This is a genomic window from Vibrio sp. RC586 (assembly GCF_000176715.1).
GTDB lineage: Bacteria > Pseudomonadota > Gammaproteobacteria > Enterobacterales > Vibrionaceae > Vibrio.
Map to the genome: position 1 here is coordinate 588,051 of NZ_ADBD01000008.1, position 13,953 is coordinate 602,003.

A 13,953-nucleotide genomic window follows, 5' to 3' on the forward strand; every position below is an offset into this window, starting at 1 on the left:
TTTCCTGATCGGCAAGGTGCACAATGAAAAAGATTGCGGTGTTTGGCAGCGCCTTTAATCCGCCGACCTTAGGCCATAAAAGCATTATTGATTCGCTTGACCATTTTGATTTGATTTTACTTGTTCCGAGCATTGCTCATGCTTGGGGGAAAGCAATGCTCGATTATGAGCAACGTAATCGACTGGTCGATCAGTTCATTCAAGATATTGGCTCAAGCAAAGTGCAACGATCGAATGTTGAAGAAGCCTTGTACACACCCAAAAACTTCGTTACCACTCATGCCGTGCTTACCCGCTTGCAAGCCCTGTATCCTGAGGATGAGTTGACGTTTGTTATTGGGCCAGACAATTTGCTTCACTTTGGAAAATTCTACAAAGCGGATGAAATACTGCAGCGCTGGGCAGTGATGGCCTGCCCTGAGAGGTTGCCGATCCGCAGTACCGCGATTCGCGATTCATTGCAGAATGGGCAACCTATTACAGGCATGACCACATCAGGGGTTGAGCAGATTTTGTATCAGTATCAGCTCTATTTAGATCCTGAGCAGTAATGCACGCCTCGGCTGAGTTACTGCAATTTGAACTCAGCCAGTTGGTGGCGGATCTCATTCATTTCATGTTGATAATCACTCACGATGCTGTTCATGGTCGTGGCCAGCGAGCCTGTGTTTTGTGCGATCTCAGCTAACACATCCACATCGCGATCTACCGCATCACTGGCCGTGGATTGCTCGGTCGTTGCATTCGCAATGCTATTGATGTGTTGATTGACCAGTTCGATAACGGATTCGAGTTCTGCCACGCTCGTTTTCACCGTGGAGACGGAATCGAAAGTGGTATGGGTTGCCTCGCGGCTCTTATCCATGTTTTTAACCGCGGTATTGGTGTTCGAGGAGATGTTGGCCAGTAGCTGGCTGATGTGCACAGTGGCTAACTTACTGCGCTGTGCTAAATCACGTACTTCAGATGAAACCACGGCAAAACCGCGTCCATGTTCGCCAGCACGAGCGGCTTCAATGGCGGCATTCAGCGCCAATAAATTGGTTTGTTCTGAGATCCCGTTGATCGTATCCACGATTTTGCTGATGTTTTCCGCATCCGTTTCTAAATCTTTCATGCATTTTTGGGTCTGTTCAATCTGATCAACTAAGGCTTCGACCGAACGGAATGAAGTCAGGCTTTGAGTTTGGCAAGCAATGACTTTATCCGTCATCTGTTTGGTTTCTTCTAAGGCACGTTCAGAAGATTGGGCAATTTCAACGCTGGACTGAGATAACTGGGTCATCGCTGCAGCGATATTGGCACATTTAGCATTGGTTTCCTGGCTGCTGCGCCCGAGTTGTTGAGAACTGGTAACGATTTGCGCGAGCTGCTCCGTGCTGTGTTCATTGGTGTTCAAAATGTGTTGCAGCACTCGACGAATACTATCTGTTAAGCCATTGACGCTACGGGATATTTGAGACATTTCATCTTGACCAGTATCGTTGAGCTCTTGACTTAAATCGCGATGAGCAGACATGTGTGCCAAGCCTTTGGTTAGGCTGCCCACTCGTGATTTTAGGCTCACTACCGAAAAATAGAGTGACAAGATTAAAGTAATGCCAATCAGGACACTGAAGATCAAAATGCTCCATTTGTTTTTGACAGCTTGGCTAGATTGGGTGATTGACAGATCAAGCATTTTTCCTTGAATGCTGTTGCGGATTTGATTGATCAATTTTATTTGTTCTGTCGCAGAGCTAAACCACTCTTGTGGAGCTGGGCCTTGCAGCGCATCTAAAGTGGATTTTTGACTCAGATAACTTTGTTGTGTATTGAGCACTTTTTTCCACACATCACTGTTTTTTATTTGGTTTAGAGTGCTTTTAAGTTCATCTGGCATGGTTATTTGGGCCGAGCGTTCGGCATAACTGCCCGATTCGATATAGCTACTAATCGCGGTGTATTGCGCGGCATCTGAACTTTTTTTCGCGAAGGCACCGTTAAGCGCACCACGAACTTGCCCTGCTCGTTCTTTCATCACGACGACGGAAATGAGCGAGCTGCCCAATTCGGCAACGATGGGATTATCAATCGTTGATAGCAAAATCAAGCTGTTATCAATTGCGAGCTGGTTGAGGTCTGAATAGTAGTTGAAGGGGGAGAGTGAGAGCTTTAGGGAATCAACTTGTTCTCGAACCGTGTTCAATTTGTCTAGCTGGTTTTTTACATCCGCTTTGAGTTGGCTTACTAGCTTCGTATCTAAGTAAGTGGGTTCGAAATTCAGTACCGCTGCCACATGGAGATTACTTTCTTGGCGCTGTTTACTTAAGGATTCGACTTGTGGCCCTTGTCCTTTTGCGCCAATAACTCCTGCCGTTAGTCCACGTTCTAAGGCCAAGTTATGCGCGAGATTATCGTATAAAAGGATGAGTTGTACCGTCTCTTGATCATGCTCAGCGCTTAAAGCGCGTTGTTGATAATCAATGTAGTTACGAGTGGCAAGAAGTAGAGCAATAAGAATGGGGAGCCCAGCAATAAGCGTAACGATTTTGTATAAAGGAAATTGGGTCAGTAGTCGTTTCATGGTGTCCTCTGACATGAATGGTTATAAATTTATACCTATGCAATCTTAATTGATAGTGGCGGTTTCGTGGCTTAATGAACTAGCACTTTCGAATTAAGGTGGTGCGAAGGTTGATTAGGCTCACATTTTATAGGTGTTTAAATGCCTATTTTTGTCACTCCTGATGGCTGAATATGTGCTAAACCTATAGAACAAGAACATTTTTTATGAGGGTTGACATGGATCTGTTTGCCGATATACGCGATCGTTCTAACGAAGACATAGCAAAAGCACAGTCACCGGTTGTGGTCGAACCTTGGCGAGTTTTGCTGGTGGACGATGACGAACAGATGCATCAGATAACCCGCTTAGCGTTGACCGGATTTCAGTTTCAACATCGTCCTTTAGAGTTGATTTCAGTTTTGTCAGGACATGAAGCACAAAAAGTGATGGCGGAAAACAATGATATTGCTCTGGCACTGATCGATGTGGTGATGGAAACTGAACACGCAGGGTTAGATTTGGTGCGTTATATTCGTGATGATCTGCAAAACAGACAAGTGCGCTTAGTTTTGAGGACGGGCCAAGCGGGGCAAGCCCCCGAAGATAAAGTGATCAAAGACTATGAGATTGATGATTACAAAGAAAAAACCGAGCTGACTACCCAAAAATTAAGAACCTTACTTTATTCCATGCTGCGAGCGTATCGTGATTTGTGTTTGATTGAAGATCAAAAGCTGGGTTTGAGCCGTGTCATCGAAGCATCGGCAAATGTTCAAAACACCAAAACATTACAAGCTTACGCAACCTCAGTGCTTAGCCAAGTGACCTCCTTACTTAAACTTAAAGCTTCCGCCTTATATTGTGTTGTTAGCCCTAGGCCTGATGGTGATCAATGCAATGCGTTGACCGTGGCAGCGACAGGAGAATACGTGAATTTTTATTCCGAGTCCGTATTTGAAGGGTTACCTCATCAGGTGGAAGAACGTTGTAAGGAAGTGCTTACACAAAAAATGTCGCGAGATTATGGGGATGCCTACGTTTTTTTCAAAGATGATGATCGAGGGGTGGATAGCCTGCTCTACATCAACCTGGAAGGGCATCTGTCAGATTTGGATCGTAAGTTACTCGAGATCTACATGTATAACATTGGGTTGACCTTTGAAAACCTGAATTTAATGGTGGATCTCAGAGAAACCTCGAAAGAGTTGGTTTACAACTTGGCCAATGCGGTTGAAGCCAGAAGTAAAGAAACTGGCGCTCATGTGCAGCGGGTATCACTGTTCTGCGAACGTTTGGCAATGCTGTATGGTTTGCCAAGTGCTGATGTCAGCTTAATTAAAAATGCCTCTCCATTGCATGATGTGGGTAAGGTAGCGATTCCCGATAACATTTTACATAAGCCCGGAAAATTAGATGCAGATGAGTGGCTGATCATGCAAAAACACGTGGAATATGGCGTGGATATACTGAGTAAATCCAAGCGCCGGTTGATCCACGTTGCGAAAGAAATCGCCGCAACACACCACGAAAAATGGGATGGTTCGGGATACCCCAATCAATTAGTGGGAGAAAACATTCCGATTTCTGGACGGATCACGGCCTTGGCCGATGTTTTTGACGCGCTGGCTGCCAAACGTTCTTATAAAGAGCCTTGGCCAGATGGGAAAATTCGCGATGAGCTGATCGCGCAAAAAGGGCGGCATTTTGATCCTAAACTTGTGGAATTGCTACTAACACATTGGGATGACTTTATTGCGATTCGAGAATCTTTACCGGACTAGACTCACTGTGAATTAGGCGAATAACGATAGAAAACCTCACGATGTGAGGCTTTTACATTGATTTTCATTGATATGAGTACCCACAACATCGAGAGCCAAAGAAAGTCGGTGGTCTTTAAGCGGCTAAATCTTGTTGTAATACCTTAGGCAGCATGATGGTGTAATGCACACCATGGCCGATTTCAGATTCGAATTCGAGTTCTCCTTTGAGTTTCTGCTTCACTAAATTGAAAACCAGATTCAGCCCTAAGCCAGAGCCACCGGAACCGCGCTTGGTAGTGAAAAAAGGCTCAAAGATCTTTTGATGTAGCTCAGGTGGTACACCACAACCGTTATCTCGATATTCGAGAATGATGTTGTTTTCCTGTTCATAAAAATGGATTTCGATGTGAGGGGAAGGCTGCTCACTAAACGCATGAGTGAGGCTATTCATCACTAAGTTAGTGACGATTTGCGTCAATACCCCCGGTAAGCTATTCATTACGATGCCGCTATCTCCCGCAATTTGTGGCTCAACGGGAATTTTTCGGGTTTCCGCATGCAAACTGGCGAGTAGGGCTTCCAGCACTTGTTTGACATTGAACTGACTTCGGCTTTCTGAAACCTGATCTACGGCGGTTTGTTTAAAATCGCGAATGAGCTTTGCGGCACGATTTAAATTGGTTTCCAACATGGATGAGCTTTGCGTCATGTGCTCAAGTAATTCTGAGAATTGTTGGCTTGTGAGTGTTTGAGCTTGGAAAGCGCGCAGCAGTGCTTCTCGTGTTTCTTGAATGACAGAGGTTGCCGTTACGGCAATACCGAGTGGTGTGTTGACTTCATGCGCCACTCCGGCCACCAAACCGCCTAATGCAGCGAGTTTTTCAGATTCGATCAACTGCTCTTGTGTTTGGCGCAGTTTCTGTAAGCTCTGCTCCAAGTCTTGCGTACGTTCTGCGACCAATTGCTCTAGGCTTTGATTCATCGTTTCCAAACTCAACTGAGCCTGTTTTAGCGAGGTAATATTGATCGCTGTACCTCGGAAACCGAGAAATTGTTGCTGCTCATCGTAACGAGCAACGCCTTGAAACAGTAAGTAGGCCTCTTGCCCATCGTGCAATATCACCTTGGTTTCACAGTTAGAGAAATCTTGGCGAGTTTGAATACAGTGGAGCAACGGGGATGCGTCTCGTAACGGAGGTATGCTCTGAAACGGGATATGTTTGACCTCTGGCAGAGTCAGAGCTTCCTCCATCGGTTCTGAAGCGTAGATTAATGCGCCATCTGCATCGGTTTCCCATAACCAATCGGATGCGGCTTGGGCAAAATCGGCAAGGCGTTCTTGTTCTGATTTGATATTGCGATACAGGATGGTGACATTGTCCGTGATCTTGTTAGTTTCATCTGCGAGCCATTGTAACTCATCATTTTTCTCCATAATCCAGTGGTTGAAATTCAGCTCTAAGGGACCTTTGGGGTGACGAGGATTGTATTGCCGCAAAAACTGAGCGATGGCAAAAATGCGTTGGTTCACGCTGGAGTGGAAGATCACCAAAATGACATAACAGACAATTGCTGTCTTAAGGGCATTTACTGCCAATGTGACTAAAAACTGGCGGATCAAGTAGTTGTAGATTTCTTGCGCATCCGACTCTACGTACAAGTCACCAATTTTTTCGATTAACCCCGTTTCAGGGTTGGTATACAACAAAGGATAAGTATTACTTAACGCCATGTTTTTTACGTGCTGGCCAGCTTCAAAATGGTAATCCCCAGAGGTGATTTGCAAGAAATCAATATGTGGGAGGTTTTCCAACCCTTCTAGTCGTTGGCGAAGCACGACCAAATCATAATTCCACAGTGAGGTTGCCAGTAGTTCGGCATGGATGGTTTGGATCTCGACATGGCGAGCTTCAACATTGTTAAACTCACGGTTGTAGTCCACATACGTTTGCGCCAATGTCATCACTAAAGTGACCGCCCCACTTAGCAGAACCATGATCAGAATAATACGCCGTCCAATGCGGCTAAGCAGGGGGCTGATACCTTTCTCTTCTACGTAGCGACTTCTCATTCAGCATTCTATTTTTGAATTGGTTGATTTCAGTATAGTTGGCTCATTCAGGTTTGTACTTACAGCGGTGAATTGAGCAGCTCAAGCTACACTATTCAAAAAGAAGGAGAAAAAGATGCGTGGGATAGTTTTCGTTTTGTTGTGGCTTGGGAGCCATGCAGCCTTTGCTGAGAATATTTTGGTGATAGAAAGCTACCACGAGGGATATGCGTGGGATGCGAGTTACATTCGGGGCCTAAAGCAGGTGATTGGCGATAAGCATTCGCTCACATTTTTTGAAATGGATACCAAGCGCATTCCTGAGCGTGAGTACGAAGAATCCGCTCTGAGTGCTTTCGCGGTTTATCAGAAGCTAAAACCGGATTTAGTGGTGCTAGGCGATGATAATGCACTCTATTACATGCTTCCCAAACTCTTTCACGAACCGATCCCCATTGTGTTTTTGGGGATTAATTCCAATCCTCGTCAGCTACTGGATCACTATTACGCTGAGGCTCAAGTGACTGGAATTTTAGAACAGCCCCTGTTTGTGAAAAATATGGCGGAGATTGGCCGCCTATTGCCCATCCAAAAACGCAAAGTGTTGGTGCTGTTTGATTCAGGTAATACCTCGAAAATTGCGTTGGAGTACATGCATAGCCAAGACAGCCTCATTAAGGAAAACTTGGGTATTGATGTGGAAATTCGAGTGATTAAGAGTGAACAAGAGTGGCACCATGCGGTGGAAAATGCTCCTGAGGAAGGTTTTGGCGCGATAGCGGTTGGCCTTTATCAGACACTAGTCAATATCGATGGATTAAATGTTCCGCCGGAACATATCCTGAGTTGGACCAACCAAAACTCGACATTACCGCTGTTTGGTTTTTGGGATTTCTCCATTGGGAAAGGCAAAGCGGCGGGTGGGGTCGTACTCTTTGGACAAGAGCAAGGGCAAATGGCGGCAGAGATCGTTTTGCGTATTTTGGATCATGGAGAAAAGGCCAAATACATCCCAATTCAGATTAATCGCCAAGGGAGAGGTATTTACCAACCGGATGAGTTTGCCCGTTGGGGGCTGAAACCACCGAAAGATTGGTTGGTGGCGGAATAAAAAACGCCCTGCGTTTGCAGGGCATTCTTTTAAACTCGATGCAAGTCAATGGGGGGTTAGGCCTCAACCGGTTCTTGCTGCCAACGGTTTTGGCGTAAGTTAAATGCGCAAAACAGTACAAACCACACGCTGCTCGCGGCTAAACCAGCCCAAACAGAGTGCAGTAAGCCCATTGCAAGATAACCAAGTAGTGCTCCCATTGCGGCACTGATTGCGTAAGGAAGCTGAGTTACCACGTGATCAATATGGTGGCTACCTGCGCCAGTCGCAGAAAGAATACTGGTACTGGAAATGGGTGAAGCATGATCACCAAACACCGCGCCTGCCAATACGGCAGAGAGAGTTGGCAACATCAGGCTGATGTCTGACGCCGCAGCAATATCACCCGCCAAAGGCAGCATAATGCCGAAGGTTCCCCAACTGGTACCGGTAGCAAAAGCCATCAAACAAGACAGAACGAATACCAAAGCAGGCAGCAGTTCAACAGGCAGATTGCCTTGAGTCAGAGAGGCGAGATAAATACCGGTTTGTAGATCACGAACCACACCGCCAATCGTCCAAGCAAACAGCAAAATGATGATCGCAGGCATCATGGCCATCACGCCTTTTGGTGCGGTAGATAACCAAGTTTGCGCAGACAGTTTTAAGCGCAGTGACAGGAGAATCGAGACGCTCAAGCTACACAGCGCCGCATAAACCAGTGATTGCGCCACATTGGTATTTTCGAGTGCGCCAATTAGGGAAAAGGATTCTCCGTTCGCGGCAAGTACATCGTTACCCGTTTGAATCATGAAAATCAGCGTAGTAATCGTGAGCACCGCGATAGGTAACACCATATCAATCATAGTGCCGCGAGCGTTTTCTCCGCCTTCCATATCTAAGCCTGCAGGGCGGCCTTTGCTTTCATCCCACAATTTACCTTCACGAGCCCATGCTTCATGTTGGCGCATTGGGCCAATATCCATCGGCAGAAAGATCACCGCCAAAACCATAAGCAGCGTAAATACCGCGTACAGGTTCATCGGGATCATTTGTACGAAGGCTGAAATGGCGCTGATTTCCGTCATCTGATGAGCCGTTAAAATGCCGCCAATCAAAGCGATGATGTAAGCGCCCCAAGAGGAAATCGGTGTAATAACACACACTGGCGCAGCAGTGGAATCGAGCAGGTAAGCCAGTTTGGCGCGCGAAATTTGGAAACGATCAGTCACTGGGCGGCAAATGGCACCAACGGACAGGCTATGGAAAAAGTCATCAATAAAAAAGGCAAATACCATTAAACCCGTCAGTGCTTTAGCACTGCGACGATCTTTACACTTACGTTCAGCCCATACGGCAAACGCACGCGTTGCGCCAGAAGCAGTCATTAAACTGATCAAGCCACCAAGCAACAGCATAAACACCAACATGTTGATGTTGTCGTGGTTTGCTGCACCATCAGCCCAGAATAATCCGCTGATTTTACCGAGCAGGTATTGCAAAGTAGCGAGAGGAGAGAAATGGTTGAGCATCATCGCTCCGGCCAAAATGCCTGCCCCTAAAGAGAGCAGAACTCGGCGCGTGGTAATGGCCAGTAACACCGCGAGCAGTGGCGGGATGACCGAATAAATCGAGTCAGAATAAAGGGCTAAATTCATGGATCTCACATCACCTTTTCAGGTGGAGATCTACCAGCAGGATAAAAAACACATTTCAGCGAAATAACACTTCTTATCCTTCAAGGTAGCGCTCCATAGACAACAAACTATGGCAGTCCGGCATTTGTTCAATGCTGGCCCAGCAAACGTCGATGACGCAACGATCGCTTCGGCGCTGTACCCTTTAACCAGTCATCATTGGGGTCAACCTACGACTGGCGACTCATGAACAGCGCGCCTCTACTTAAAGGAACTTGCACCACACTCATAGCGTGAACTATGAGGTGTGGTATGCAATGTATATTACTGTCTTTTCGAGTGACGACAAGATTTAATTTCCCCATTTCTGCATCGAAATTGATCTCATCCGGTATATTCATTCAGTTGGCAGAATTTTGCATTTTAAATCGCAATCGGCATTTCATCCGATGGAGGTTGCTTGGTGTAAACGCGTTTCAGTCCCCATAACGCCAGTACCGACATCAACAGCATGATAATGCCCAGAGGCAGTTGGTCTGATGCTGGGAACATTGCCGCAAATAAGGTTGCTAACCCTGCACCTAAATTCTGCATTCCACCCAAAATCGCGCCGCCAGTCCCTGCGTGATAAGGAAAGGGTGAAAGAGCCCCAGTGGTGGCGGCTGGAAACAAAATACCTGCACCAAGGAAGTAGATGGTTGCACCACCAATCAATGATAATGCCGTTGTCATACCCAAGAGACCAGGCAGTAAAATGACCATGGAACCCGTTAGAATCGCGATTAAACCTACACGCATCGCCTTTTTTTCACGCCAGCGGCGAGCAATCACGTTGGAAAGCCAAGCGCCTGCCAAATAGCCAGGAATGGGTAGCACAAACAGCAAACTTACCGTGGTTGCAGGCAAACCCAGTACACCGCCCAATAATACCCCAGCTGCGGCTTCAAACACGGCCAGTCCAGCAAAGGTCGCCACTAAGCAGATTAAGTAACCTTGGAAGCATCGATCAGACAACACATAGTGATAACTGCGCAGTACTGGCTCTTTTTTACGTGCAGCCGCGGGCAGTGTTTCGATCATGCTGGCCATCATGGTGATCACCACTGCAATCGCAAACAGTGACAAAAAGAGGTAGCTTGAGCGCCAGCCAAAGCTTTCCGTCAGATACCCCCCTAAAACAGGGGCAACCAGAGGTGAGAAAATCAGGCACATACTGATTAAGCTATTCACTTTGTGCAGTTCAGCGCCATCAAAACAGTCGCGAGATAAGGTTCGTGCCATCGCACCACCGCAACCAATACCCAAACCTTGCACGAAGCTGCCGATCAAAAACCAAGAATATTCTTGTGCAAACAGGGCGACCAGTGAGCCCAAAATATAAATCACTAGACCTGCAACAATAATGGGTTTACGCCCAATACGATCCGACAGCGTGCCGTAAACAAATTGCGACAAACCATAAGGAATAAGATAACAGGCCATCACCGCTTGTAACGCGGCGGGGGAAACCAGAAATTCTTGTGCCATGTAACCAATCGAAGGCACGTACATGGTTTGAGTCGCTTGGCCGACCGCAGCCAGAATTGCAATGAAAAAAGTCAGTTTTGCTACAGAAAGCGAGGCAGACATCGTTATCTCCAGATAAAAACAATATCCAATTAAAATAAGCTAATGGAAAAGGATGCGATTGCATCTATTGTGGCGCGAGATGTTATTTCCACAGTCCTTATATATCAATAGATTCTTGTTTTTCTGTTCACGATAAATATCTATAGGTTTGATTATTTTTTCTAATGGTTTTATTGGTGGTTTTAAAACTTGAACCCAGACAGAGAGCAGACTACTATTCTATTAAATGAGAATTAATATCACTTGATGTAAGGTGTTGACGAAAATGCTCTCACTGATTGTTTCGCTGCTTTTTATTGGGCTTCTTGGTTATAAACTAAGGCTATCCTACTTGCTTTTAGCAGGACTGTTGTTGCTGACGTTGCTACTGATGGAGCTTGAAAATATCAGCCTGCTTCCCGTATTGGTGGTGCTGTTTTTCATGGCTCCGGTTTTATTGGCGATAAAGCAAGTGCAGTGGAAGAACATACTGTTCTGTTTGGGGATTGTAGTACCGCAACTGATGCAAATTGTGATAGCCAATCAGCGATGACCATGTGTTGAGCTCAGCAGTGAATGGCAATGTTCGCTATTAAGCTCAATAACATGCTTTTCATCAGAACAGACACGGTTTTTACCCATTTTTTTCGAATGATAAAGAGAAAGATCGGCACGTTTAACCCACTGTTCTGGGTCATCAGTACGCAGCACCTCGGCTAACCCAACACTGATGGTGACTTTGGCATGGTTTGGGTAGTGAGTTTGCTGTATTCGGCAACCGATATGACTCATAACGAGAGTAGCTTCGGTTACGGTGGTATTTTCAAAAAGCAGCAGAAATTCATCTCCTCCCAATCGAAACAGCAGATCTAACTCACGGCTGTGGGTGTTAATCATTTCAACCACTTGGTTAATCACCTTGTCACCCGTATCGTGTCCATAGAGGTCATTAATGGATTTAAAATGATCAATATCGATCACTGCAATCACGACGGATTCATTGCCAATCTGGCGCAGACGAATATTCTTTTTTAAAAAACTATCGAGTTGATAGCGGTTGAGAGTGCCGGTTAGCGCATCACGAGTGGAAAGATAAAATAGCTCCGCATGCAGTTTACGGATTGCATCAACCACGACATACATAATGGCTGCGCAAGCACTGATCGAAAGGCTAAAGCGCAACAAAACCTCAGAGGTTTGATGCGGAATCAACGCTAAGATGCTCGCTGGAATGATAATGAAGATCGTCAGCAGGTTGTCTTTCGGTGGTAATAAAAAAGCAATAGAAATGATCACAGGAAAAAGCCAGTAACTGGCGAGAGTGCCAAAAATATGGATGGCCATAACCACAATGACCACCACGAGAGAAAGCGGAAGTCTAAAACCCCAAGGTGTGTTTTTTTGGTAATAGATGCCTGCAATTTCAATCAGCAATGTGCATTGGAAAACGATAATCAACCCACCAAGCAGAATCTGTCCAATCAGTAAGTTTTTAATCGCGAGCGGAAAGAAAGCCAAACTGGACAGTAAAGCAATAAAAAGTGATACCCGACGCTTGTAGTAGGTATTGAGTAATTCTGAACCAGTGAAAGCAGGAGTGTGAGTCGGTTTCATCATCCATTGTGTCATCTGCCTTTTCCTATAAGGCTATTAAGAGATAAGCAATAAAGCAAAGAAACTGGTGACTAAGGATAGGTTAATCCTATCCTCAGGTAGATCAGTAAGACTTAAAGTGGAAATTGTGCCATTTGCGTTGCAAGAATTTGCTGTGCAATATAGCGATGTGTGGCTGTGGTTGGGTGTGTTACTTCCCAGAACACAAAACGATCAGAACCTTGCACGGCACACTCTGCAGAAAGAGAGTGAGGAAGTAGGTAATCGGCCGCAGAGCTGCGTCGAATATCCAAACAAGGTGAATTAGCGTTCGCAAAACCGTGTTTTTCAGGATTGGCCGTCATACTGTCAAAGAGTGCGTGGGCATCAAACAGGGCGATACGGATCCCTTGCATCTGGTAATAACGGGCTTGTTCACGAATAAACATATTCATGCCGATGATTTTGCTGCGTACAGTCTCTATTTGCTGTTGAGTTGAATATTGAAATTGCGGTGCGCGAGTGGCATCCGGCAAAGTGAGCAACACAATATTTTCAGCTCCGGCATCAATAAGGCGAATTAAGGCCGCACTGTAGTCCGCTTTTACATCCGGTAGTGAACGGTTGTAGTTCATAAAATCGTTGAGGCCAAATTCCAGCGTAAACAAGCTATTGGCGGGCTCATAATTTTTTGCAAGCTTCACATAGTTAAGGTAAGAGCTTACTTGCTCATAAACCCCTGTCAGCGCGATGTATTGATTACGTCCCGCAGCTCCCCCCACAGCCCAGTTATAAATGGGCACATTCAAACCTTGGGCTAGATATTCAGTCCAGACAAACCCATTAGAGAAGTGACCCAAAAACCAAGAATCGGGGTTGGGAAAGCGCCACTGCGAAGCATTAAAAATATTGCCCGTATCAGAGAGGCTGTCGCCAAAAACAATCACTTTGTTGATCTTATTGGGCTGAGATGCTTGATCGTTGCTCCAGATAGTGTGGTTGTAAGAAAGGCTAGTATCTGCCGCGAAGTAAGTGATATCGGCAGTGTCGTGGTTAACTCCGAGTGTCTCTGCACAGCGCTTTTGGATCTCCTCAGGTTGAGTATTGGTATAAAACATATTTTTATGTCGGTAGTTGGACCACCAGTAGCCATAAATCTTGAAATCACTACCATCGGCATTTTCAGCCCATTCCCAAGTGGTGTAAGGATCATCATGTGTTGTTGCCGGGCGGTACCAACAGCGAACATAAGTATAAGCCGGTTTCGCTTGCGCTCTTTGTACTTGAGCACGGCTAACGGGTTGTATTTCCGTTACCGACCAAGGTTCAGTGGCTGCCGTAGCAGAAAGGCTAGCGAGGCCAGCAAGCAGAATCGAGAGTCTTATTTTCATTGTTTTCTTCTTAATTTGTTATTGGTTGGGGATACACACTGCAGATCTGGTCAGATCTCTTTTGTATTGTGAATGAGACATTTGCCTCGTCAATGAGATTGCTTATGCCAATACATATTTTGGAAGTAAGATCAATATTAGAAAGAGCTCGGCATAACTAATTCGTGAGATTTATAATTGCTTCGCTTTACATAAATAAAAATAAGAATAAAAAAGTTATAGTTATCTAAAATACTAAATTATATCTAAATTAGCTCAAGGCAAATCATGCAT

The 13,953-nt window shown here is 45.5% G+C and carries 10 protein-coding genes and 1 riboswitch; of the genes, 4 read left to right on the forward strand and 6 right to left on the reverse strand.

All coding sequences use genetic code 11. The features are described from left to right. The first annotated feature begins 23 nt into the window (after positions 1-23). Positions 24-551, forward strand: a complete 528-nt coding sequence (locus VOA_RS07940) for a nicotinate-nicotinamide nucleotide adenylyltransferase (RefSeq protein ID WP_000717519.1) — start codon at positions 24-26, stop codon at positions 549-551. Between the two features lie 17 nt (positions 552-568). Here the strand turns inward: VOA_RS07940 and VOA_RS07935 are convergent, their stop codons facing one another. Beyond that, positions 569-2,566, reverse strand: coding sequence for a methyl-accepting chemotaxis protein (locus VOA_RS07935; protein ID WP_000826211.1), 1,998 nt, complete (start codon positions 2,564-2,566; stop codon positions 569-571). A 218-nt stretch (positions 2,567-2,784) separates the two neighbouring features. Here VOA_RS07935 and VOA_RS07930 point away from each other — a divergent pair, with 218 nt between their 5' ends. Further along, positions 2,785-4,329: a DUF3369 domain-containing protein gene (locus VOA_RS07930; RefSeq protein WP_000362843.1), complete on the forward strand. Its 1,545-nt coding sequence runs from the start codon at positions 2,785-2,787 to the stop codon at positions 4,327-4,329. A 115-nt stretch (positions 4,330-4,444) separates the two neighbouring features. Here VOA_RS07930 and VOA_RS07925 read toward each other — a convergent pair whose 3' ends face one another. Beyond that, the gene (locus tag VOA_RS07925; RefSeq protein WP_001257839.1) at positions 4,445-6,382 is read right to left on the reverse strand and encodes a PAS domain-containing sensor histidine kinase; all 1,938 of its coding nucleotides are present in this window, start codon (positions 6,380-6,382) and stop codon (positions 4,445-4,447) included. 115 nt (positions 6,383-6,497) lie between these two features. On the opposite strand from VOA_RS07925, the gene VOA_RS07920 reads away from it, so the two are divergent. Beyond that, positions 6,498-7,472: an ABC transporter substrate-binding protein gene (locus VOA_RS07920; RefSeq protein ID WP_001214106.1), complete on the forward strand. Its 975-nt coding sequence runs from the start codon at positions 6,498-6,500 to the stop codon at positions 7,470-7,472. A 56-nt stretch (positions 7,473-7,528) separates the two neighbouring features. Here VOA_RS07920 and VOA_RS07915 read toward each other — a convergent pair whose 3' ends face one another. Both VOA_RS07915 and emrD read right to left on the reverse strand, forming a co-directional pair. Next, a complete protein-coding gene (locus tag VOA_RS07915; RefSeq protein ID WP_001046685.1) occupies positions 7,529-9,109 on the reverse strand; it encodes a Na+/H+ antiporter NhaC family protein in 1,581 nt (526 codons plus the stop codon). Positions 9,110-9,187: 78 nt separating this feature from the next. Next, a riboswitch (Lysine riboswitch) is annotated at positions 9,188-9,360 on the reverse strand. A 151-nt stretch (positions 9,361-9,511) separates the two neighbouring features. Next, a complete protein-coding gene (gene emrD, locus VOA_RS07910) occupies positions 9,512-10,717 on the reverse strand; it encodes a multidrug efflux MFS transporter EmrD (RefSeq protein WP_001276510.1) in 1,206 nt (401 codons plus the stop codon). 265 nt (positions 10,718-10,982) lie between these two features. On the opposite strand from emrD, the gene VOA_RS0117965 reads away from it, so the two are divergent. After that, on the forward strand, positions 10,983-11,249 hold the full coding sequence (locus tag VOA_RS0117965) for a hypothetical protein (RefSeq protein ID WP_000949778.1): 267 nt from the start codon (positions 10,983-10,985) through the stop codon (positions 11,247-11,249). Here VOA_RS0117965 and VOA_RS07905 read toward each other — a convergent pair. Both VOA_RS07905 and VOA_RS07900 read right to left on the reverse strand, forming a co-directional pair. Next, on the reverse strand, positions 11,240-12,313 hold the full coding sequence (locus tag VOA_RS07905; protein WP_050413491.1) for a GGDEF domain-containing protein: 1,074 nt from the start codon (positions 12,311-12,313) through the stop codon (positions 11,240-11,242). The genes VOA_RS0117965 and VOA_RS07905 overlap by 10 nt on opposite strands. Before the next feature lie 110 nt (positions 12,314-12,423). Then, entirely contained in the window at positions 12,424-13,680 is a 1,257-nt protein-coding gene (locus VOA_RS07900; protein ID WP_000702346.1) for an SGNH/GDSL hydrolase family protein, read from the reverse strand. Between the last annotated feature and the right edge of the window lie 273 nt (positions 13,681-13,953).